At 38.7% G+C, this 23,519-nt stretch carries 21 protein-coding genes; 8 read left to right on the top strand and 13 right to left on the bottom strand.

Annotated elements, in window-relative coordinates; genetic code table 11:
- Nucleotides 1-54: 54 nt before the first annotated feature.
- The 4 genes from H7R46_RS11475 to mutS all read right to left on the bottom strand — a co-directional run bounded on the left by H7R46_RS11475 (nucleotide 55) and on the right by mutS (nucleotide 4,808).
- On the bottom strand, nucleotides 55-777 hold the full coding sequence (locus H7R46_RS11475) for a D-Ala-D-Ala carboxypeptidase family metallohydrolase (protein ID WP_182924206.1): 723 nt from the start codon (nucleotides 775-777) through the stop codon (nucleotides 55-57).
- 131 nt (nucleotides 778-908) lie between these two features.
- Nucleotides 909-1,232: a ferredoxin FdxA gene (fdxA, locus tag H7R46_RS11470; RefSeq protein WP_002051033.1), complete on the bottom strand. Its 324-nt coding sequence runs from the start codon at nucleotides 1,230-1,232 to the stop codon at nucleotides 909-911.
- A gap of 344 nt (nucleotides 1,233-1,576) precedes the next feature.
- The gene (locus H7R46_RS11465; protein ID WP_005070162.1) at nucleotides 1,577-2,107 is read right to left on the bottom strand and encodes a GNAT family N-acetyltransferase; all 531 of its coding nucleotides are present in this window, start codon (nucleotides 2,105-2,107) and stop codon (nucleotides 1,577-1,579) included.
- Between the two features lie 61 nt (nucleotides 2,108-2,168).
- Nucleotides 2,169-4,808 (bottom strand): DNA mismatch repair protein MutS, encoded by a 2,640-nt coding sequence (gene mutS / locus H7R46_RS11460; protein ID WP_005070161.1) that lies wholly within the window; start codon nucleotides 4,806-4,808, stop codon nucleotides 2,169-2,171.
- Between the two features lie 403 nt (nucleotides 4,809-5,211).
- Here mutS and H7R46_RS11455 point away from each other — a divergent pair, with 403 nt between their 5' ends.
- Nucleotides 5,212-6,552: an aspartate aminotransferase family protein gene (locus tag H7R46_RS11455; protein ID WP_005070159.1), complete on the top strand. Its 1,341-nt coding sequence runs from the start codon at nucleotides 5,212-5,214 to the stop codon at nucleotides 6,550-6,552.
- Nucleotides 6,553-6,706: 154 nt separating this feature from the next.
- Here H7R46_RS11455 and H7R46_RS11450 read toward each other — a convergent pair whose 3' ends face one another.
- From H7R46_RS11450 to H7R46_RS11440, 3 genes are all read right to left on the bottom strand, one after another.
- Complete coding sequence (locus H7R46_RS11450; protein ID WP_031945306.1) at nucleotides 6,707-7,741, bottom strand: AraC family transcriptional regulator; 1,035 nt, start codon at nucleotides 7,739-7,741, stop codon at nucleotides 6,707-6,709.
- 309 nt (nucleotides 7,742-8,050) lie between these two features.
- A complete protein-coding gene (locus tag H7R46_RS11445; RefSeq protein WP_005070156.1) occupies nucleotides 8,051-9,376 on the bottom strand; it encodes a hypothetical protein in 1,326 nt (441 codons plus the stop codon).
- A 74-nt stretch (nucleotides 9,377-9,450) separates the two neighbouring features.
- Entirely contained in the window at nucleotides 9,451-10,452 is a 1,002-nt protein-coding gene (locus tag H7R46_RS11440; RefSeq protein WP_182924205.1) for a phosphotransferase enzyme family protein, read from the bottom strand.
- Nucleotides 10,453-10,633: 181 nt separating this feature from the next.
- Here H7R46_RS11440 and eat point away from each other — a divergent pair, with 181 nt between their 5' ends.
- A complete protein-coding gene (eat, locus tag H7R46_RS11435; RefSeq protein WP_005070151.1) occupies nucleotides 10,634-12,049 on the top strand; it encodes an ethanolamine permease in 1,416 nt (471 codons plus the stop codon).
- A gap of 89 nt (nucleotides 12,050-12,138) precedes the next feature.
- Here the strand turns inward: eat and H7R46_RS11430 are convergent, their stop codons facing one another.
- Entirely contained in the window at nucleotides 12,139-12,606 is a 468-nt protein-coding gene (locus tag H7R46_RS11430; protein WP_005070150.1) for an Lrp/AsnC family transcriptional regulator, read from the bottom strand.
- Nucleotides 12,607-12,724: 118 nt separating this feature from the next.
- Between H7R46_RS11430 and H7R46_RS11425 the strand changes: the two genes are divergently transcribed.
- On the top strand, nucleotides 12,725-13,585 hold the full coding sequence (locus tag H7R46_RS11425) for an EamA family transporter (protein WP_005070147.1): 861 nt from the start codon (nucleotides 12,725-12,727) through the stop codon (nucleotides 13,583-13,585).
- A gap of 200 nt (nucleotides 13,586-13,785) precedes the next feature.
- Nucleotides 13,786-14,412: a hypothetical protein gene (locus tag H7R46_RS11420; protein ID WP_005070145.1), complete on the top strand. Its 627-nt coding sequence runs from the start codon at nucleotides 13,786-13,788 to the stop codon at nucleotides 14,410-14,412.
- Between the two features lie 100 nt (nucleotides 14,413-14,512).
- On the opposite strand, the gene H7R46_RS11415 is transcribed toward H7R46_RS11420, so the two are convergent.
- From H7R46_RS11415 to folE2, 3 genes are read right to left on the bottom strand one after another with little or no spacing between them, the layout of a single operon-like run.
- The gene (locus H7R46_RS11415; RefSeq protein WP_005070143.1) at nucleotides 14,513-15,868 is read right to left on the bottom strand and encodes a dihydroorotase; all 1,356 of its coding nucleotides are present in this window, start codon (nucleotides 15,866-15,868) and stop codon (nucleotides 14,513-14,515) included.
- Nucleotides 15,858-16,418 carry a hypothetical protein gene (locus H7R46_RS11410; RefSeq protein WP_005070140.1) on the bottom strand — a complete coding sequence of 187 codons (561 nt, stop codon included), beginning with the start codon at nucleotides 16,416-16,418 and terminating at the stop codon, nucleotides 15,858-15,860. The genes H7R46_RS11415 and H7R46_RS11410 overlap by 11 nt, the downstream gene beginning before the upstream one ends.
- A gap of 54 nt (nucleotides 16,419-16,472) precedes the next feature.
- Nucleotides 16,473-17,375, bottom strand: a complete 903-nt coding sequence (gene folE2, locus H7R46_RS11405) for a GTP cyclohydrolase FolE2 (RefSeq protein ID WP_005070139.1) — start codon at nucleotides 17,373-17,375, stop codon at nucleotides 16,473-16,475.
- A gap of 897 nt (nucleotides 17,376-18,272) precedes the next feature.
- On the opposite strand from folE2, the gene H7R46_RS11400 reads away from it, so the two are divergent.
- Nucleotides 18,273-18,836, top strand: a complete 564-nt coding sequence (locus tag H7R46_RS11400) for a TetR/AcrR family transcriptional regulator (RefSeq protein WP_005070137.1) — start codon at nucleotides 18,273-18,275, stop codon at nucleotides 18,834-18,836.
- Here the strand turns inward: H7R46_RS11400 and H7R46_RS11395 are convergent.
- A complete protein-coding gene (locus tag H7R46_RS11395) occupies nucleotides 18,823-19,224 on the bottom strand; it encodes a winged helix-turn-helix transcriptional regulator (protein ID WP_005070135.1) in 402 nt (133 codons plus the stop codon). The genes H7R46_RS11400 and H7R46_RS11395 overlap by 14 nt on opposite strands.
- Nucleotides 19,225-19,460: 236 nt before the next feature.
- On the opposite strand from H7R46_RS11395, the gene H7R46_RS11390 reads away from it, so the two are divergent.
- The 3 genes from H7R46_RS11390 (at nucleotide 19,461) to H7R46_RS11375 (ending at nucleotide 22,779) form a co-directional block, all read left to right on the top strand.
- Complete coding sequence (locus H7R46_RS11390) at nucleotides 19,461-20,525, top strand: catalase family peroxidase (RefSeq protein WP_005070134.1); 1,065 nt, start codon at nucleotides 19,461-19,463, stop codon at nucleotides 20,523-20,525.
- Nucleotides 20,526-20,537: 12 nt separating this feature from the next.
- On the top strand, nucleotides 20,538-21,134 hold the full coding sequence (locus H7R46_RS11385; RefSeq protein WP_005070132.1) for a cytochrome b: 597 nt from the start codon (nucleotides 20,538-20,540) through the stop codon (nucleotides 21,132-21,134).
- A 340-nt stretch (nucleotides 21,135-21,474) separates the two neighbouring features.
- Nucleotides 21,475-22,779, top strand: coding sequence for an MFS transporter (locus tag H7R46_RS11375; protein WP_005070131.1), 1,305 nt, complete (start codon nucleotides 21,475-21,477; stop codon nucleotides 22,777-22,779).
- A gap of 85 nt (nucleotides 22,780-22,864) precedes the next feature.
- Here the strand turns inward: H7R46_RS11375 and H7R46_RS11370 are convergent, their stop codons facing one another.
- Nucleotides 22,865-23,302: a DUF2147 domain-containing protein gene (locus H7R46_RS11370; protein WP_005070129.1), complete on the bottom strand. Its 438-nt coding sequence runs from the start codon at nucleotides 23,300-23,302 to the stop codon at nucleotides 22,865-22,867.
- Nucleotides 23,303-23,519: the final 217 nt, after the last annotated feature.

Genomic DNA, 23,519 nt, shown 5'->3' with positions numbered 1-23,519 from the left:
TTGATTGGGAAATGAACAATAAAAAAACTCCTTTCAGTTGAAAGGAGTTTTTTATTAGAAATTACACATCGAACTGTTTCGGGTGAGGTCAGGTCCCCAAGTACGATAGCCTTGAGTATCGATATGAATTTGACCTGAACTATATAGACCAATACCCATATTTAAGCTTTGACCATGCTGAGCCCAGAACTGACAAAGTTTAAACTTGGTATTTTCGATAAATGCATAATCTTGAGCTTGTGGGAACTCAGGACCAATACGGAAATCGATTGCCGAGTTAAATAAATGTTTAGATGAGCTTGCGCCGCCTGCACATTCATTTAAAGGTAAGTCTCGGTAAACCGAGGTCACTTCAAAGTCAGTTAGAACTTTTGCTGCAACTAAATATTTAAATACGCGTAGGGTAGATAAAGAATTTCCCCAAAGTTCACGATTAGGAACGGCATATTCTGAGCGTCCACATTTTTGCCAATCACGTGCTGAGCGTAATAACTCAAAGCTTGGCACAATACCTGCAACATTATTTCGGGTTAAGAATTTTTCGTATTCACGAACACGTTGGTAATTTTCACCAGAACTTAACCAACTTCGATAAGATACAGGCTCAACTTTAGGGGGAATTGGGCGCTCGATAATAACGCGCTCTTGTGGAATAAAGATTCGTTTACCACTTGGAGAGGTTTTGCCTGTTGTTGTGTGTTGGGGAGAGCTGACACAACCTACCATAACCGCTGGGATTATGCATAAGGGCACCATACTCTGCAAAAACTTCCGCATAAGAAAAATTAAGCACTTATAAATATTGCGGGTATTTTAATGCAAAACAGTGCACAAATTACGAGGAATTTGCAATGAAATGTTTGAATAGGGTATAAAAAAAGATCAGCGGTTGCTGATCTTTTTTGAAATTACTTTTCAAGATATTGTAATTTATCAGGTTTGCCGTTCCATTCTTCACGGTCAGCTGGTTGATCGCCAATTTGAGTAATGTTAGGCCATTTTTGAGAAAGTTCAGCATTTAATTCAATAAATACTTCTTGGCCTTCAGGTAACTCATCTTCAGAGAAAATTGCATTTGCCGGGCACTCTGGTTCACATAATGCACAGTCAATACATTCATCCGGATTAATCACTAGGAAATTCGGACCTTCGTAAAAACAGTCTACAGGACAAACTTCTACGCAATCTTGGTATTTACATTTAATACAATTTTCAGTGACAACAAAGGTCATGGCGACAGCTACCTAAAAAATATGGTTTCATTTCGAATAGCTTATTTTAGGCAAAAAAGGGGTAAACAAACAATTGCTTTTATTGATATTCTTTATTCATGCATATGAAGATAAGTTAATACGTTGATAATCAAACATATCTTGTAAACCCAGCAGAGTGTAATCTATAAAATTAAAATAATAATATATTTTATAAAACAATAACTTAAAAAATATTTTATTTAATTATTTAGATGTCATTTAAGTCAAGGCATCTATTTTAATAAATACCTTAACTTTTCATTTTTTGTTTTACAAATTTTGATTTACGGCTTTTTTGCTTAGAAAACCTTAAATTTTTAGAGCTAAAGCTTACATAGTAAATGAATATCTTCAGGTTCGAGCTGCCAAAGTTGTTGATCTGGAGCACTTAGCGGTTGCGCGCCATGCTTCATATAGAAGTCTACAGTGCGTCGACTTGGGGTTGCTGAAATATACAGTTGGTCTGCACCGAGTTGCTTGGCGGACTCTTTTGCGGCTTGCATAAGCTTAGCACCAATGCCTTGACCTTGTTGGTCAGCATCCACATAGAAATAGTGGAGTAATTTCGCTTGGGGGTAATCCGCTATAAGTTGATTTGAGACTACGCTTACACCAACGAGTTTTTCAGAAGCATCAAATGCACCGACAAATATTGAACCTTGTGCAAAGAGTTGTTTGAGTTTAGGTGGGTCATTTTCTAGATGGTATGAATCCCAATTTTGTACATCAAAAAAACAATCAACCAATTCTAGCTTTTGCTGTTTTTGTATGTAGTTTTGAGTGATTAATTCACGGCGGCTAATGTGCTGCCAAATAAGATCAATTTCTGAACTTTGTAAAGATCTTAAGATCATATAAATATTATTCTCCAATATGAATAAGCAGACCTAAGCCTGCTTATTCGAACGTGCTTTATTAAGATTTGAGTGCGGCTTTTAACTCGTAGAGTTGTTCAAGTGCTTGACGGGGCGATAAGTTATCGACTTCAATTTGTTTAAGTAAATCTAGAGCAGGGGATGAAACTTCGATCTCGACAACTTTCTCTATGATTTGTGAACCAGAGTTTGCATCTGGTGGAGCAAACAAATCATTTTGAAAACTGGTTTGTAGATGTTGTTGCTGCTGTTTTTCTAAAATGCGTAAACGCTTCTGCGCTTCTTTAATAACATTGGCAGGAATCCCCGCTAATTTTGCGACCTGTAAACCATGACTTTGGCTTGCAGGGCCTTGTTGAACTTTATGCAATAAAATCAAGTTACCGTTAAGCTCTTGCGCCGTGACATGATAATTATCGATTCCTGCTTCACTACCAAGTTCGGTCAACTCAAAATAATGAGTCGCGAATAAACATAAACATTTTACGCGCTTGGTTAAATCGACCACACATGCCCATGCTAAAGATAAACCGTCATAGGTACTGGTTCCGCGGCCAACCTCATCCATTAATACCAACGACTGATTTGTAGCATGGTGCAGAATTTGCGAAGTTTCAGTCATCTCGACCATAAAGGTAGATTTGCCTGTAGATAAATCATCGGCTGAACCAATACGGGTAAAAATTCGGTCAATTGGGCCAAGTTTGACCGCTTTAGCCGGAACATAGCTACCGCAATAAGCAAGTAAACTGATTAATGCCGTTTGGCGCATGAAGGTTGATTTACCGCCCATGTTTGGACCAGTAATAATTGCCATGCGGTGTTGAGCATCAAGGAAAGTATCATTTGGGGTAAATGGTGCTTTATTTAATGCTTCAACGACAGGATGACGACCAGCCTGAATTTTAATGCCCGTTTCTGGAGTAAATTCAGGGCGCGCCCAATTGTTTAAACGTGCTTGATGAGCAAAGTTTGCCACCACATCAATTTGAGCAATTGCTGAACTCATCATTTGTAGATGAGCGATATTTTCGCGAAGGTTTTCAAGCAAAGCTTCGAATAATGCTTTTTCACGAGAGAGTGCACGTGACTCACTCGACAGGACTTTATCTTCAAAACTCTTAAGCTCAGGGGTAATGTAGCGTTCAGCATTCTTTAAAGTTTGACGACGGATATAGTCGGCTGGCGCTTGTTCTGCTTGAGCACGAGTTAGTTCAATGTAGTAACCGCTTACACGGTTATAACCGATTTTAAGGGTATTAATGCCTGTACGTTCACGCTCTTTAATTTCTAGATCAATTAAGAATTGACCTGCATGATCACGAATTTGGCGTAATTCATCAAGCTCAGCATCATATCCTTCTGCAATTACATTGCCATCACGAAGTAATACAGGTGGGTTTTCAACGATTGCTGCCATTAAATGTTGATGAAGCGCTTTGAAGTCTCCAAGTTCTTCATCTAGTTGAACTAATAATTTAGATTTCTTCGCTTGAATGACTGGAGTTAACGCCGTTCTTAAAGCTGGAATTTGTGCGCATGCATGACGAAGTTGCACTAAATCACGTGGTCGCGCACTGCCTAGCGCAACGCGGCTAAGCACACGTTCAATATCACCAATTTCTTTAAGCACTAAACGAACTGGGTTTTCGTGATATCCCTGAATGAGTTGCTCAATCCCATCTAAACGAGCGTCAAGCAATGCAGTATCACGCACAGGTTGCATGAGTGTGCGGCTTAATAGACGACCACCCATTGCAGTTTGGCAATCATTTACCAGTTGAAATAATGATGTTCCGTGTTCAAATAATGGTTCAATAATTTCTAAGTTGCGGCGCGTGATTGGGTCGAGTGCAATAAAGTCGGTACTTTGTTCAAGTTGGATTGAGCGAATATGCGGTAATGCAGTTTTTTGGGTTTCTTTTGCATAGTGAATAAGTGCAGCGGCAGCAGCTTTGGCTAAAGGTAATGGGTCTAAACCAAAACCTGAAAGTGTTGATACCGTAAACTGATCACATAAGGTTTTTTGTGCATTATTTAGGTTGAAGTCTACATTTGGACGTTTAGTAACAGGGCAATCTAAATGCTTTTTAATTTGTTCGATAATATTGGTATCGACCAAGTCTTCATCAATCAAAATTTCACTTGGCATTAAACGTGCAAGTTCAATAGGCAATTGTTCTGGCTTGTAATCTTGTTGTTGAACTTTAAAAATGCCTGCACTCAAGTCAAGTAAAGCAAAACCGATCTGGTTTTGATGAATGCACAATGAAACGAGATTAGATGATTGATAACTGCTGAGTAATGCATCATCAGTTAATGTACCAGGGGTCAGAATACGAACAACTTTACGTTCAACAGGGCCTTTACCTGTCACTTCTCCAACTTGTTCGCAAATGGCTACTGTACGCCCAGCTTTAACAAGGCGAGCAAGATAACCTTCGGCTGAGTGATAGGGAACGCCCGCCATTGGAATAGGTCGGCCACTGGCTTTGCCACGATGGGTTAAGGTAATGCCTAAAAGTTTGGCTGCTAAATGAGCATCTTCAAAGAAGAGTTCATAAAAGTCACCCATACGGTAGAACAGCAACGCATGTTGATAGTCCGTTTTAACTTTGAGATATTGCTGCATCATAGGTGTGTGAGAAGATAAGTCAGCCATGATTTCAGCGCTATTCATGCGTATTAAACCCTTAAAAAATCAGTAATATTTTACGTTTGGTCATCTAACCAATTTCAAGTCTTTTAAAAATGAATGTCATTCAAGAAAAGAACACAACTGGATGAACTTTGAAAATTGGCATCCATAGTATAAAGCGAATTGGAGTCACTCCAGATGTGTAATGGTAACAAATTTGAGTTATTGAAAAAAAGAGTAGTGAAGCTCTGAAGTATAAGACCAATAAGTTGACTTCAAATTGTGGCTTAAGTGGTCTGAGGTCAAGTTTTTTTCAAGATACTTAAGCAATATGGTTTGCGTAACTTCAATCAAATACTGAAATATTTCGAATCAGCGTATGAGTTGCCTACGTCAGTTATCGTCTTGTGCAAAAGTATGCTGAATATAAATAGAGGAGTCATTCATGGGTACGCGTTCAACCATTATGGATACCAATAGCTTTCGTCCAGAACATGCTGCTGAGCTGGACCATGCTACCCGCAAACTGACCGATAAAAGAAATAAAATTTTAGGTGAATCCTATCGCTTGTTTTATCGTAATCCCGTGCATCTGGTGAAAGGACAGGGGCAATATTTATGGGATGCAGCAGGTCATCAATATCTTGATGTTTACAACAATGTTGCTAGCATTGGTCATTGTCATCCTGCGGTCATTGAAGCGGTAAATGAGCAAATGAAAATGCTCAATACCCATACCCGTTATTTACATGAAAATATTTTGGATTATACCGAAGAACTCTTACAAACCACTCCCGATGAAATTGACCGTGCCATGTATATGTGTACAGGTTCGGAAGCGAATGATTTAGCGATTCGTATTGCCCGTGAATATAGTGGCGGTACAGGAATTATTGTGTCTCAAGAGTCGTATCATGGAACCAGTAGCTTAACCTCAGGATGCTCTCCAGCACTGGGAACTGAGCAACCTTTAGATGCTACAACTCGTCTAGTTCCAGCACCTGATTATTATCGAATTCAAACTGATGATTTGGGCACATGGTTCGCGCAGCAAATTCAACAGCAAATTGACGATATGAACGCAAAAGGTATTAAGTTTGCAGGTTTTTTAGCGGACTCAATATTTTCTTCTGACGGTGTAATGCCTAATCCTGTTGGGTTCTTACAAAAAGCGGTTGATGTCGTGCATGCCAATGGTGGGATATTTATTGCTGATGAAGTACAACCGGGTTTCGCGCGCACTGGCGATTCTTTCTGGGGCTTTGGCCGCCACAATGTTGTACCTGATGTAATTACCACAGGTAAACCAATGGGTAACGGTGTCCCTGTGTCAGGACTTTTAGCCAAGAGTGAAGTCCTTGCTGCTTTTAGCGATAAAATTCCATATTTTAATACCTTTGGTGGTAATCCGGTTTCTATGGCGGCGGCACAGGCTGTACTTAAAGTGATTCAAGAAGAAGAATTGCAAACCCATAGTAAATATGTGGGAGGGCTACTTCTAAAAGAACTCACTAAACTTATGGATAAACATGAGATGGTGGGCGATGTCCGTGGTGCTGGTCTATTTATAGGGTTTGAACTAGTTAAAGATAGAGCCACAAAAGAGCCGAATAAAGCATTGGCTCTGAACCTTATTGAAGAACTCAGAAATACTCATCGAGTTTTAACCTCAGTTGCAGGTCCTTATGGCAACGTATTAAAACTGCGCCCACCTTTGGCTTTCCAAACAAAAGATATCGATTGGTTAGTCGGTGCTTTGGATCAAGCCTTAACAAAATTAAAGTAAGTCACTCTAAATATAAATAATACCCTTCAAGTTGGATGTTAAATCTAATTTGAGGGGTATTTTGTTGTTCAATTATCTTATGTGTCTTTAGACGTTATCTCGACTTACTTAAATAATAAAAAGGCCTTTATTCAAGGCCTGTATTTGGAATGTTTTAGTGTCTTAATTGACGTGGTGTAACACCAAACCAGCGTTTAAATGCACGAGATAAAGCACTTACTTCTGAGTAACCTAGCAGGAATGCCATTTCTGAAATTGGAATATTTTTCTGTTTAATATAATGTTCGGCCAACTCACAACGAACCTGATCGACTAAATGGGTAAAGGTCAGTCCTTCATTTTTTAGACGGCGGGTAAGAGTGCAACTCGTTAAACCAATATCATGAGCGATTTTTTCAAGGTTTGGTTCACCTTCACTGAGTTCAAGTTGGATATGAGAGCGTACCTGATCAGCAAGACATTGACTTGGTGAAGCGCGATTGAGTAGGTGCAACGTATCTAGAATCACTGTTAACAAAATAGAATCGCGGCCCGGCATATTATGCTGGACGTCTTTTTTTGAAATGATGATGGAGTTAAAAGGCTGATCAAAATAAACAGGCGCGTTAAATAATTTGCTATGTTCTTGCCAGAATTCAGGTCGAGTATGCTCAAAGTGAATCGCGCGTGGAGAATAATGAGGGCCCATCACTTCACGGATCACATTCATAAACATGCCCATAGTCAGTTCTGCATCTTGGCGACGAGTTAAAATCGCGCCGTGTTGAACTTGATAATCTATGCGCCAGCTATCTCCTAAATCGACCATCCGATTGAGGGTATCTTTCTGATGCAAATAAAAGTTATTGGTCATGTTCATGAGTGCAGACTCTAATGTGTTTGAACAAAGACCGATGTACCCAATCAGCCCTAATGATTTGGGTTGAAACTGTTGACCATAATGCAGACCAAAATTATCACAACCTGAAACCAATGCTGCCTGTTCTAGCACCTTGCAATAATTGGGTAGTTGTAAGCTCAAAGTTGGGCTGATTAGAAGTTCAGGATTAATACCACTAATTCCTAAAACACGATCAACATCTGCACCTTTTTGATGAATAAACTCGCTTAATCCAGAGGCGGCTGCAGACAATACACCTTGATTACACATATTTGAATCGACAAGATGAGCTGGATTGAGATGTAACATGTCAAGTCTCATGATATTTATTCCTAACTATTATTATATTAAGCAAAAGCCATACCAGTTTTTGCTTACGTCCATGATTTTGTTTGGTTAAAACTATTTATAAAATAATGGTTTATGTGTTGCTGTTTTAAGTTTCAGATTTGACTCTTTAAGAAAACATCAATCATTGTATTTAAGGTTGGGTAGCGAACTAAAAGAAGGCAGAAAATGCATTAGAGATAGGCAAAAATGGCAGAACTAAAACTAGAAATTAAGCGGCTTCTCATGCATACAACATGTATTGTAGGCATGAGAAAATAAGTGAAAATACTAATTTTTTGTAGTTTTTGCCGTTTGTGCGCCATAACTTAAACTGGCCATTGAAGGTCTAAATTGACCTGTATTGGCATCGCGGCCCTGTAGTAAGAACTTAGTATTGGCTTGACCGTAGCTCTGTACAGCCTGCTGAGAAAATTTTCCAATATCAGAACTCGGACTGCGCAAACGATTAATAATTAGTACCTTCTGAGTCGCCGCAAAATCTTGCATCATATTTTGATCGCCTTCACTGTCACCTGCGATAAAAATTGGCCCATAACCATATTTAGAGACTAAAAAACGCTGGATGGTGGCAGTTTTACCTTTACCTTGAGTTTGCGCATAGCCATGACGAAACTCAGGTAAAATTCGGTTTTGTGCATCTCGTTCTAGCTCCATGGCGTAGGCATTTTTTTCATTAATGTTGTAGCCGATCTCTGGATTAGAAATAATTTCCTTAATCACATCAATAAAAGATGCTGAGCAGACATAGACATCAATACCATTGTCCTGAAAGGCCTTAAATAGATTTTGCATTTCACGGTATGGTCTTAAACCATTTTCCCAAGTGGTTTTCACAACGCTTGCTTGGCCCGAAAGTGCTGCGGGGGAAGTCCATGTTACAGGGCCAATCGGTTGCTGCATTTGCCAAGCCACCGTTGCTTTCACCAAATTACGGACCTCTTGTTCGGTAAGCCCAGTAAATAAATAAGTGACCCACGGATATGCAACTTCATGATCAAACGTGTCTCCAATCGCCGCATATAGATATCTCATTTTAGTAATGAAATCGAGATAATGCGGATCTTTTTTAATTTGATCCAGACTTTGCTTACCTTTCAGACCGCTATAGTGGTGATAAAGCCATGTGTAGCTAGCAATAATATCTGGGGCAATTTTATCAATATTGACGGCTTGGCCTTGCTGGTTATTGTAGGCCGCTTCAAAGTTTTGCGAGCTAATTCCTTTTCGAATAATCTGATTAAGCTGCTCTGGCGTAACATTAAATGCTAAATGTTCAAGCTGATAAATTAAAGTTGCTTCTTCGATGTCTAAAAATACCGAGGTATTGTCAAAGTCAGTGACAATATACGGGCGCTTGTCAGGATTGTAGTTTGGGCTATCTTTTCCATAGCTAGCAATGAATTGATTAAGTTGGTCAAAGTTAAAAGTGTCCCATTGACCTTTTTGAATATATTCCTTTTTGGGAATAGCGACTGCGGGAGATGTACTTTGTATAGGGTTGTAATTACATGCGCTTAGAGCAATCATACTTGCCAGACTACTGGTGAGTAATAGTGCTTTGGCAACTTTGCTCAGTTGATGGGTAGCTTGCATAAACCCTTCCTTTAAATTCTATAAAATTTAAAAACTAAAAATTGAAAATGAAGAAAAGCGATCTAAATCACTTTTCAAATTCCTACAGGCATTTGACCGTTTAGATATTTTTTACAAAGACGCACAGTTTCATTGGACCATTGATCACCAAGACTTTGAGCCATTTCTGTTTGTGCGTGAGAACCATTCCAAGCCATCATTTGAATGCGGCGTTGCATGATAAAAGTCGGGATCATTTCATATTCTTCAGACTGAATATGACCTACGCGCTCGTAGCCTTTTAACCAGTAATCAACCCAATGAGGTGCATTTGCATAATGTTCATTGAAGCTAATCGCAGCGGCGAGATCATGCATAAACCAGCTCATGCCGCAGTCATCAAAATCGATCACACCAATATGTTCTTGTTGTAGTAATAGATTGGTTAAACGCAAATCGGCATGAATCAGGCCATAACGTTCTTGGGTTTTACCAAAGAAATTTAAATCTTTCGCAATTTGTGCAATGGCTTCTTCAATCACGCTGTGATCTTGAGGTCTTAAATGAGGTGCATTTTTCCAGTTTCCCCAGTGTCCATCTGCACCGACCATAGTTTCATGGTTCCACACAATACGTTGAAAGTTTTCAGGCGCTTGCCATGTCTTACTATGTACGTGCAACTTTGCGGTAATTTGTCCTAATTGTTCAAATGCAGTGGGGTCAACTTCAACCGTCGGCATATCGCCCTCAACCCAGTTGAAAAGGACTGCATAACGATAAATATCATTCGATAGTTTTAAAGTGATGACACGCTCACCGGATTGATCTGCAATCGCAACAGGAACTTGAATACCACTCGCATTTAAGGCATCTAACCATTCAAGCTCACTTTGTATATCGAGTTTGCTGTGATAGTTGGGACGATGAATTCGGAGTGCATATCGGGCAGATCCGGTCAAAATCTGAAAGGTTGCATTTTCAGACTGACACAGCAGTTTGACCTGTCCTTGATAGTCTGATGGATACTGCTTAATTGCTTGTTCTGCCAGTATTTGTAATTGAACTTGGCTTAAAAATTCATTTTGTTCTACAGACATAACCCAACTCCTCAATTTAATTTTTAAACACGTTCTGTGTTGAGATGCCGTCGATCTTATAAAAGAAAAAATGAATCAACTTGACTTCAAGTGGTCGGGGAGATGTTTTGCTGTCAAGTTTTATGAATATCTTTTGCGCAACTATTGGTGGTGTAAATTTAGTCGATAAGGCAATACGACAATGAAAGAGTCTGAATTAAGCGTAGATGTTGGTGCTCTACAACAGGACGCAGAGTATTTTGCAAAACGTCAGTTAAAAAAGGGGGCAGTAGGTTGGTTACTTTTAGTGGGGTTAGGTGTTTCTTATGTCATTTCGGGTGACTTTGCAGGTTGGAATTTTGGGCTGGCACAAGGCGGCTGGGGTGGACTCTTTATTGCAACAGTCATCGTCGCGTTTATGTATCTCTGCATGAGCTTTGTAATGTCTGAGATGTCAACGATGTTACCCACTGCCGGCGGTGGCTATAGTTTTGCCCGCGTTGCATTTGGTCCTTTTGGAGGCTACCTCACAGGGACTGCGATTTTAATTGAATACGCAATTGCACCTGCTGCGATTGCAGTATTTATAGGTTCTTATTGCGAATCACTCTTTGGAATTGGCGGCTGGGCTGTTTATCTAATTTGTTATTTAGTTTTTATGGGCATTCATCTTAAAGGTGCAGGTGAAGCGCTTAAAATTATGTTTGGAATTACCGCCGTTGCTTGTATTGCACTGGTCGTATTTATCATTGCGATGCTTCCACATTTTGACAGCGCACGTTTGTTTGATATTCCTGTCAGCGCTCATGCAGGAGCGAGTCAATTTTTACCGTTTGGCTATATGGGAATATGGGCCGCAGTACCTTATGCCATCTGGTTTTTTCTTGCAGTTGAAGGAGTGCCACTGGCAGCCGAAGAAGCAAAAGATCCAGTACGTTCGTTGCCACGAGGCTTGATTGGTTCAATGTTGATATTGGCATCGTTTGCACTTTTAATTTTATTTTTGGGTGCAGGCGCTGCGGGTTCAAATACTTTAAAAAATTCGGGAGCACCATTAGTTGATGCACTCATTGCGGTATATGGTCAGCACACATGGTTGGCGAGTTTTGTTAACTTTGTGGGTCTTGCTGGACTTGTCGCAAGTTTCTTCTCAATTATTTATGCATATTCACGCCAGATTTTTGCATTGTCACGTGCGGGATATTTACCAAAAAACTTATCGCTCACCAATGAAAATAAAGCGCCATATTGGGCCATTATCATTCCGGGCATTATTGGCTTCTTACTTTCTTTAACAGGTGAGGGTGACTTACTCATTTTAATGGCAGTATTCGGCGCAACCATTTCTTATGTGTTGATGATGCTTTCACATATCAAATTGCGTTTATCTCGTCCTGAATTACCACGTCCTTATAAAACGCCTGGTGGAATGTGGACGTCTTGTCTCGCTTTGATTCTTGCGGCTGTTGCAGTAGTGGCAGGGTTAATGGTGAATCCAAAAGTTTGGTTACTAGCCGCGCTGATTTATGTCGGATTTATACTCTACTACTTGTTATACAGCCGTCACCATTTAGTGAAAGGCACGCCTGAACAAGAGTTCGCCATGATTGATGACTGATTTTTAGGGTGTTAGAGAATAAAGAGGCTTCGGCCTCTTTTTTAAACTTTATAAAATGATTAAAACGTTTAAAGCCAAAATAGAGAAGTTTAAATATTTAACTCAAAGTTTACTTTTACACGGTCTAAAACAATTAAGGTGCGATATGTTTTTACATCTTCATTATCCGCAAAATGTTTTCTAACCAAACTTTCAAAATGAGATAAGTTATTGCTCAGCATAATAATGATAAAAGAGACGCCTCCATTCACAAAGTAACACTGTTGAATTTCTTCAACAGAAGCAAAGTATTGCTTCGCTCTATCCATCACTACAGAGCGGTCTTCGCTAAGGCGGACTTCAATAATAGACGTAATTTTTTCACCAAATTTAAGCGGATTTAAAATAGCGCAATTTCTTAAAATAATTTCCTTTTCTTCCATACGCGTTATACGTCTTTGTACTGAAGCGGACGATAGACCAATTTTTTCAGAAATTTCTCGATGAGAAGTCTTATTGTCTTTTTGCAGTATTCTTAAGATTGCATAGTCAAAATTATCTAAAGAAATATCTGACATGAGTAAATCTCTCATTAAGCTTTAAATATAGAGTTATTTAATCGTTTTATTGAGGGAAATAGAAGAAATATATTGATTATATAGAATTAAAATTTCAATCATTCCCAGAGCGGTAAATATGATGATTGAGACAAACTCCAAGCAAGGCATGGCATTTGCCGCAGCATTTCTATCTTTAGTTTCTGTGCAAATAGGTGCATCAATAGGAAAAGCGCTTTTTCCAATTCTTAGTGCAGAAGGAGTGACCTTAACTCGACTTGCTTTAGCCGCATGTTTCTTATGGATTGTTTATAAACCTTGGAGAGACTGGAACAGGCAGACCAATTGGAAAAATCTCATTATTTATGGGGCAATCCTCACTTTAATGAATACTTTAATTTATAAAGCATTTTCTTATATGTCTGTGGGGATCGCTATTTCCATTGAAGTGTTAGGACCACTTACGGTTGCTATTTTAATGTCCAAAAATAAATTAGATTATTTTTGGGGAGCATTATCTCTTATTGGTTTGCTTTTTTTACCTATGGGCAATTCAAATAATAACTTTAGCTTTATTGGTATGGCGTATGCGCTTGTGGCTGCGGTGGGTTGGGGACTGTACGTTATTTATGGCTCTAAAGTTGCGCAAGGTGGCGGCAGCTCGGTTGCAACAGGAATGTTTCTAGCGGCTTTGTTTGCAACGCCTTTAGGTGCATCTCATATTATCCATATTTTTGATAGTTATACGATTCTTTTGACATGTTTGCTCATGGCGATGCTAGCAAGTGCGATTCCATTTATATTAGATATGGTTGCGATGAAAAAACTGCATCCGCGGGTTTTTGGAATATTAGTGAGCGCATCACCAGCGGTGAGTGCTTTGGCTGGATGGCTGATTTTAGATGAACGATTAAATCATTTTCAGATCGTTGGAATAACAATTATTATGGCATCGTGTGCAGGATGTTCTTATTTCTCCTATAAACGTAATACTGCATAAGCCCACTCATTTATGATGACTTATATCTAAGAGCTGGATGAGTCATTTGAGGGGGAGAGAAATAATAAATAGAGCCCCCTTAAAAAGGCTACCTCTGTACAAAAAGAATATAAAAACAGCAAGTATCACTTACTTAAGTGCAATTTTAATATGATTGTTATTTATACAATGTAGTTACCAGATCACAAGGATATGAACTGATGAAATTTCTAAAATTTCTAACTTTTAGCACGATTCTTACGTTATCGGCGCATAGTTATGCGACAGTGGGTGGTGGACAAAAAATTGAAGTATTGGGTTATCAGAAAAAAGAGAAAAAACTTTATGTATTAAGACATTATGAAGATGGTCGAGGACGTCTACCACAACTATATTATTATCTATTAAATAGTAAATCGCCTGACAAACTTATTGAAGTTAAATCTCTCTATATCAATCCAAAAACACATAAGATTGATTATGATCGAGATAGTACAGCGTTTGATAAGGCTCTCAATAAAATTAAAAAAAATTTAACCCCTTTGAATGTAAGTAATAGTAAGACTGTAAAAATTCAGACGTTAAAAACTCATCAGAATCAGGTATCAGCTTGGTTTGATCCTTCAGGAAAGATCACGCAATATAAAACAGAATATGTTGTAAAATCGCCGTCTTTACAAAGTAAGCCCCATGTTGCGGTTCATTACACCAAAGCTATAAAAATTTCCCAAAATTATAAGGTGCCTACGCAAAATAAGAGCTTGGTTGTTGTTAAATATCTGGGGGTTCCAGAAGAAACTGGTTACGATATTGAAGACCCTGTTTTACTAATGCCTATGAAAAAATAAGTTTAAGCACAAATATTTTCTTGGTTCAAAGCGGCAATATACACAACATCTGTGTATATTCAGCTCAAAAGTTATCTGCACTAGACTGTTTTTATCTGGGTTATCTGTCTATGTCTAATGCTTTGCCTCGACAGCTTAAAAATAACTGATTTTGATGCCAAGCCAATTGCCCTGACACAATAGTTGTATCGACGTCATAGCGGAAGGTTTTATTTTGAAATGGCGTCCAGTTACATCGCATATAGTTTTTTTGATCTTTAACTGCAATAGCCTCTTTATTTTCTTTAAGTAGAACCAAATCTGCCCAATAACCTTCACGGATATATCCACGATTTTTGAGTTTAAATAAATCAGCGACTTGGTGTGATGTTTTCTTAACCATTGTTTCTATACTTATTTTTTTATCTGCCACAAGTTCCATGAGTGCTGGAACAGCATGTTGAACCAAAGGCAGGCCAGCGGGTGCTTTTAAATAAGATTGTTGTTTTTCGTCCCATGTATGCGGCGCATGGTCTGTACCAATAATATCTAAGCGATTGGTTTGAGCGATGGCAGTGATGAGTTCATCTTTGTCTTGTTGAGTTTTAATCGCTGGATTGCATTTTATTAAATGGCCAAGCGCAGCATAGTCTGATTCATCAAAACTAAGATGGTGAATACATACTTCCGCAGAAATATGTTTGAGATTTAAAGGCAAATCTTTAAATAAGCATAATTCTTTGGCTGTACTAATATGTAAAACATGCAGTTGGGTTCCATATTTTTCCGCTAAAGACACCGCTAAACGTGAACTCTCAAAGCATGCTTGTTTATCTCGAATTTTAGGGTGCATATGTGCTGGAATATATTCACCATATTTCCCGAAATATAAATTCTCTTTTTCTTTAATGCGAGGGGTATATTCGCAATGTGTTAAAAGAATGGTCGGTACATTCGCAAATAAACGCTCAAGCACTTGTGGTTCATCAACTAACATATTCCCCGTAGATGCCCCCATAAAAACTTTTACACCACTAATCAGCTTGGGATTAAGCTGTTCAATAATCTCTAAATTTTCAGAACTTACGCCAAAATGAAAAGCATAATTTGCCATGCTATATTGGGCGGCAATTTGCTTTTTTTGCATTAAGGCATCTAAAGATATTGTTGGGGGATTGGTGTTTGGCATATCCATATAACTGGTAATTCCGCCAATGACTGCTGCCATAGATTCTGATGCAATACTGCCTTTATGTGGCGAACCCGGATCTCTAAAATGAACTTGATCATCGATCATTCCTGGAATCAGCCAGTTTCCGTTCGCATGAATGGTTTTAGCATTAATAACATGAGGAATTGTTGGTGCAATTTTTTCGATTCGACCATCTTGAATAAGTACATCTACAAATTCCTGTTTTCCCTCATTCACTAAATTGGCATCTCGGATAATAATTTTAGAATAGGGTTTAAAACTCATTGTGTAATGCCTTATAGCCTTTGACCAATTCAATATTTGTTGAGACGACACTCTCTGAAAATTCACTGATAGAAATATCAACCGGAGGATATTGGTTTAAGTCAGTTTTAGAGTTGGTGTAGCTCATTGCAGGGACATAAAAGTGGTTCGGTAAATCACGCCCGTCGACCACTGCATTGTGACGGATAGCGCTGTGATTGCCGACCTTACAGTTAAATATGACACTGTTAAAACCCACAAAAACATGGTCACCAATTTCACAAGGCCCATGAATAATGGAGCGATGGGCAATTGATGTATTTTCACCAATTACAACTGATGCACCAGCTTTGGAATGAATCACAACACCATCTTGTATGTTGGAATTTGCTCCAATAATAATAGGTTCCATCTCTCCATTTTCGTCGGTTTCATCGGCACGAATTACCGCATAAGGACCAATAAACACATTTTCATGAACAATGACTTTGCCGCAAATAATAGCGGTCTGATCGACATAGGCTGATTGATCAATCACAGGGAGATGACCAGATGGATTTTTACGTAGCATTGGATAACCGTTTAAATATATTTACTTAAATTGAATTAAATGAGTGACCTAGAGTTACCACTGCCATGTCCCTTGGGCCACAGCATCATGTGCATGTAAACTTTCTGCATGAGTCACTTTAAATTTGAAACCATGAATATTTTTGTGATGTATAAATGAGCCATAAAGACGTCTTAAAGCATCTTCGCAGAACATTAGATTTTGACCGTTGGCAACTGCAAATGCCTGTTCATCAATACGCTTCACCGCTGTTTGTACAGGCGTCATTAAGGCCAGTTCAGCTCGGTTTATAAACTCGATGAGTGGAATGTTTTGAAGATTTTGATCTAATTTAAATTGAAGGAGGGCAAAACTTCTTTGGCTATGGGGCGTTGCTGCAATTGCATCTGTAGTATTTAACCAGTTCATAATGTCTTGTTGGTCAAGTCGAATTTCTTGATTTTGTAAGGCCGACACAAACCGTTGTTGAATAATATTTCTTGAAAGTGCCGCAGAGCATGGGCAGGTTGAAGAATAGGGGATCTCGACTTTTAATTCTGCCTCAAAATGATCATTAGAAAGTTGGCATGACAAAACAAAAGGATAGCTTTTCCACCCTGAAAGCTTGCTGACTAAGGCTGGTCGCTCGATATAAAGTTTACTGTGAATTTCAATTTTGGCATGCTGCGATAAATCTTGATGGCTGTCTAAAAAGTCCTCTAAAACTAATTTCAGATTAAACATATTTATGTTTTCGAGTGATGTTAGCTCTAAAAGCCGTGTGTATAGACGCGACATATGAATGCCTTTTGCTAAAGGGTCATCCAGACTGACATAAGCATTTATGTGGCTTGGGCATAAGATATTTTCAATTCGAACTGGTAATGCAATGTTTTCCATGCCGACCCAATCAAGGCGGTGGCTATAAGCATTTGGTAAAGTTGGCTCGGCAGATATATCTGGGAGAACAAGGTTCATTTATTAGCGGCTTATATTGTGATATTAACGTTATGTTATAACATAACGTTAATAAGTGGCAAGTTTGCTATAGGCCTTAATGGAGTTAAATAACATTGAATAAGTAAACATAGATATATAAGCTCCTCGTCTCTTTCCGTAACGGTAGGATGGAGGAGGGACACCTTTGGGTGTGCTGGTTATATCTTTCACCAGTCTGCTAACCCTCTTTCGTTTTGCCACCATAAATTTGATGTCTTGGCAGAACTCCTAATTAAAAGGAATCTAACAGTTATTTATTAAAGCCTAAGTTCAAATATTCACTTTAATTTTCAATTCCAATTTAACAATAACTTCCTCATTATTTAGCCTTACTTTTTTAATGATCTAATTTAAAACAAATGTCATTTTGCGTGCTTGACTGAAAAAAGGTTGGGCACTATCCTTTGCCTGCTGGCCTACATTGCCAGTCGGTTGTCGCAGACCGAATCAAACGAGCATTAAAAGTTTCATACTTTTAGTGTTGAGCCCTCGTGCCCCCTCTATGGCGGAACGGAGGGGGACACCTTCGGGTGTGCTGGCCTCGTTTGACCAGTCTGCGAACCCCTTTCGTTCTGCCACCATAAATTTAATGTCTGGCAGAACTCCCAATAAAAAGGAGTTGGCTTTGCACATCCATTATTTCTTGGCAGCCCTTGCCATAAGCTATCACGACACAGCTTAAACGTTTAAAGCAGTTTGATCGCCCTAAGGTTTTCAAGCTTTAAATCGTCACGACCAAAAAACTTAATCAACAATAAAACTTGAGATGTGCCAAGCACAGTCTTTATAGGCTTTGCTGTGCCTTTTTTCTCCCAGAAAAGGCACAGGTTTTTTATCTCATTTATATACAACAAAAATTTTTATAACGGTAAAACTATGCCAAAGTTAGTTCTCTCAACACGTGCTATTCAAGTCATTAATACATCAATTAATTTATTTCACCATCACGGCTTTCATACGGTTGGGGTCGACAGAATTGTGAAAGAGTCAAAAATTACCAAAGCGACTTTTTATAACTTTTTTCATTCAAAAGAGCGGTTTATTGAAATTTGTCTGATCGTACAAAAAGAACGTCTAAAAGAAAAAGTGGTTTCAATTGTTGAATACGACCAAGGTTCAAACGTGAAGGAAAAACTTAAGAAACTTTATTTCTTACATACCGATTTAGAGGGACTGTACTATTTATTGTTTAAAGCCATGTTTGAAACAAAACTGACTTATCCAAAAGCCTATCAAACCGCGTTGAGATATCGAACGTGGCTACTTAATGAAATTTATAGCCAGCTTAGAACACTCAAAACCGATGCGACTTTTCAGGACGCCAAGCTATTTTTATATATGATTGAAGGCATAATTATTCAGCTTTTAAGTTCAGAACAGAAAGATGAGAGAGAAAAGGTGTTGGATTGTTTTCTCATCTCTACTATTAATTATCACTAGTTAAAGAGCTTGCTTTAATATCGACTAAATTAACCTCTAGCCAATCCGCAAGTGCTGCAACATGTTTAGCGACTTCTTCACCTAGTAACGTTAAATCATATTCGACATGGGGCGGGGTAACTGGGTAAGAAGTTCTACGTATAAAACCATCTTTTTCTAAATGCTGGAGGGTCTGGGTTAGCATTTTTTCGCTGACTCCATTTGCTTTACGGCGTAACTCACTATAACGATGTGTGCCATCACGCAAAGCGATGAGACATATCACTCCCCAGAGACTCGTTACATGGGCAAATACTTCACGGGACTGACAATTATTTTCGCCAGTAAAAAGATCACCTCTTCGGACTCTTTCGGTCAATGTGGGAGCTTCTAGATTCTTCATTCCCATGCTTTATTTATCTCCATTCAAATGTTAATAAGATTAATACTAACCCCGAGGTGCGTACCTTATATGATCGGGAAATAAATATTATATTAAGGCTTATCTCTATTGGATCCAGAACTTTTGAGATTTTATTTACTCAGCTAATTTTGAATTTGGTTCCATCAATGTAAGTAATACTCTTTTTACATGACCAAACTCTTTTTTAGGGATGCAGCCATACAATTTACACAGGATGAAGAATGAATAATTTGAATTTTAAAACGCTAAAGAAGTATTGGCTGCGATTCGTGGGTATTGCTGTAATCGCGGGCTCCTTAGTATTGGCATTTGCTTGGGTCGCTGGTCTATTTGGACATCGCACCACAAGCAAAACCTTTTTGGGAGACTCATTAAATAACTTTGATCCCGGATATCGACGTGCACACGGTAAGGGTATTTGTTTTGATGGCACTTACCACAGTAATGGTGCGGCGGCGGCACTCTCTAAAGCCACTGTATTTGCCAAGTCTGATATACCAGCAATTGGTCGATTTTCTATTGGAAGCGGTAACCCGCATGCAGCAGATAATTCGACAGCAACAGTGAGTATGGCTTTATTACTTTCCGCAGCTGATCATTCACAATGGCGCATGAAATTAAACAACTTTCCCTATTTCCCTACACGAAATGCTGAAGGTTTTTTGGCGCAGCAAAAAGCATTTAAACCAGTTCCAGCTACTGGCAAACCCGATCCAGCCCTTGTTGAGGCTTTCTTAAAAGAATATCCAGAAGCACGTAAGTCTATTGAGCAAAAGGCAAAGATGCCATTAACCGGTAGTTTCAGCGGTGCAGAATTTTATGTCGTAAATGCTTTTATATTGCGAGCAGCCAATGGACAAGAACAGCCAGTCCGTTGGTCTATGCGTCCTCATTCAAAATTTATTAGTCTGACCAAAGAACAACGTGATCAAGCTGGCCATGATTTCTTATTTAAAGACATCAAAAAACGTTTAGCTGAAGGGCCGCTATATTGGGATTTGGTTTTGCAACTTGCCGAGCCGGGAGACCCAGTGAATGACCCATCTCAACCGTGGCCAAAAGAACGTAAAGAAGTGATAGCAGGAACATTGGAAGTCAAAAATGTAACTGAACAGGTAAATGGCGTTTGCCGTGATATTAACTTTGACCCAACACTAGTTCCACCAGGAATTGAGTTATCAGATGATCCGGTACTCGCAGCACGAGCAGGTATCTATTCACAGTCTTACAATGCTCGCTTACGTGAAATTGGATTTGGCAAAGCAACGGATGCCGTGGGCAAATAGGAGAGATCAGCCATGCAAAACAAATCTAACAATAATGCTCCACGCCATTTTAATTTGACTGCTCGAATTCTACATTGGCTTATGGCGGTAGCGATTTTGGCCATGCTATTTATTGGTGTGGGAATGACAACCTCAATCACTTGGCGTCCGTGGTTAATCGATATCCATCGACCTTTAGGAATCGCAATCTTATTATTGGTCATCATTAGATTAATAAATCGACTCTATTTCCCAATTCCACCTTTGCCGCCGACTGTACCGCGCTGGCAGGCGTTTATGGCCCATGCATCACATTGGCTGCTTTATCTTTTGATGTTTAGTTTGCCATTGCTCGGATGGGCAACGCTATCGGCAGGTAATTGGCCTGTAACGTTATTTCCGGGTTGGGACCTTCCGCCTATAGCACCCACCAACTCTACGCTCTATGCATGGTTCCGTACTCTACACGGAATTTTGGCTTGGCTATTATTTGCTGTGGTTATTGGTCATCTGTCCGCTGCTCTATTACATGCATGGATTTATCGCGATGGCGTATTCTCAAGTATGGCTTTGGGCTCTTCTGAACAATCAAGTAATGGTTCTTCTGCTGAAAAGAAGAATGCTGATTGAGGGGAATTATTTAGCTCAGATCAGACGGCTGAGAGGGAAAAGATTCTCGATTGTTTTTTAAATCATCTGCTTGAATCTAAAAATAATTTAAATAATAGCATGTATGGTTTGCTTGTTTTTTGTTAGATGAGCAGACCATAGACCCCGTGCAATAAGCTGAGTTCATTACTCAGCTAGAATCAAATCATCCGATCTAACTTTTTGTTTATATTATAAAAAAATAATATTTTGACTTTATTGGCATATTATTGCTATTTTATTTTACGTTAATCGTAAATTGATTACGTATTGCATAATTAAAATGAATTAATTTAAAGCATGTCATGGAGAAGGGAATACCATGAAAGAAATTGCATTAAGTGATCTGATCAATCAGCAGAAAGTTGGACGCTATCAAAAATTTATTCTGATCACCTGTTTATTACTGATGATTATGGATGGCTATGACATCCAGTCTATGGCTTACGCAGCCCCAATGATTATAGAAGAATGGGGTGTTCAAAAATCCATGCTAGGGATTGTGTTTAGCGCCAGCTTGTTTGGTTTGTTTGTTGGATCATTTTTATTAAGTTCACTCTCTGATCGTTTTGGCCGCCGTCCCATCTTACTGATTTCGACTTTTATGTTCTCGGTATTGATGCTGGTGACACCACATGTAGGCAATATTGAGCAATTGACTGCAATCCGCTTTGTTACAGGAATTTTTTTAGGAGGGATCATGCCAAATGTTATGGCTTATAGCTCCGAAATTGTTCCATTCAAATCTCGTATTTTTACCATGATGGTCATTTCTTGTGGCTATACGGTAGGGGCAATGTTAGGGGGCGGTATATCCGCCTTACTAGTTCCTTGGGGAGGCTGGCAGGCAATTTTCTATTTTGGCGGTATTGTTCCTTTAATTATTTTCTTTATCACATACTTTAAGCTGCCAGAATCTTTATATTTTTTGAGTGAAGATAATAAAAATAATCCTAAGATTTTGTTTTGGTTAAAGAAGTTTTATCCCGCATTAACATTTAATTCAGAAATAAAAATCATCAATAACACTGAAGTTGAGGTTAAAAAGTCGCCGCTTGAGTTGTTTAAAAATCAGCGCGCGTTTTTTACCTATTCCATCTGGATCATCAGTATTTTAAACATGATCAGTCTATATTTTCTGGCAAACTGGTTACCGACTTTGGCCAAAGAGTCAGGACTTTCATTAAATCAGGCATTGATGATCGGTTCCACTCTACAATTAGGCGGTACGATTGGTAGTGTGGTGATGGGCCTTAAAATCGATAAGACAGGATTTTATAAAGTATTAATTCCTGTTTTTTTGGTTGCAGTGATGAGTGTTGCTTTAATTGGCTATGCGGTTAGCCATATTGTTTTATTATTTATTATCATTTTTATTGCTGGCTTTGCAATTGTTGGCGGACAACCTGCCATTAATGCACTGTCTGCCAGTTATTACCCAGTTTCGCTTCGTACTACAGGAGTGGGCTGGAGTATTGGAATTGCCCGTTTGGGTTCGGTCATTGGGCCGCTATTTGGTGGCTACCTTTCCCAATTTCTGGTCATTACCCATTTATTCGTGATTGCTGCAATACCTTCGCTACTCGTCATTATCATGCTAATGATTCAAGCTAAGTACCGATCATAAAAACTATTATATGCATCATGCACATATTGATTGTAATTATGATCGGTAAGTAGATATAAGAAGTTGATTACTGCTACTTCATGACCTATTTAACTCGATACCACGTTTGATTCCGGCCAATCGCAGAGATACCAATGTATCCACGCGCAGTAAGTTTTTCACCATCTGGTGATACTGTTAGGCTAAAGCGATAGGTCTTATCTGACTGTGGGTCGAGGATAGATCCTTTGTCATATTTATTGTGACCGACACTTTTTAAATTTTTCACGATGGTTAAGCCAATCAAAGATTTATTTTTGTAGGTACCTTCACACATCGTACATTTGTTAGCTTCACTTGGAACAAGTATTTTTTCGATGTTTGCAGAGAGGTTGCCATTTTTATCTTGGTTAAATCTTACCAGCGCTCTAGGTTGATTGGTTGTGTCATCAATGGTTTTCCAAACACTGCCATGTAATTTGTCCGAAGCAAATGAATGAACCGAATAAAGGCTGAATAAAATTAATAATAAATATTTTTTCATATCAATGGTTTCTCGAATTAAAAATAAAGGGTTTTAAAGGCCAGAATTATTCATTTTAAATTTAACTTCACAATTTTCTTAGTATTGAATCGATAAGCTAAACAATATGTAAAGTTATAATCTATTTGTTTGGATATTATTTTGATCGATTTTTTTATGCAATTGCGAGAATGGACAGAATGATTAAGCAAGATTTAAAAGCAGATTATAAATTACT

Origin of the sequence: Acinetobacter sp. BEC1-S18-ESBL-01, from assembly GCF_014169935.1 — a bacterium.
Taxonomy (GTDB): Bacteria; Pseudomonadota; Gammaproteobacteria; order Pseudomonadales; family Moraxellaceae; genus Acinetobacter; species Acinetobacter pittii.
Note: the sequence above shows the minus strand (reverse complement) of the source record. Positions and strands in the feature narration are given on the sequence as shown.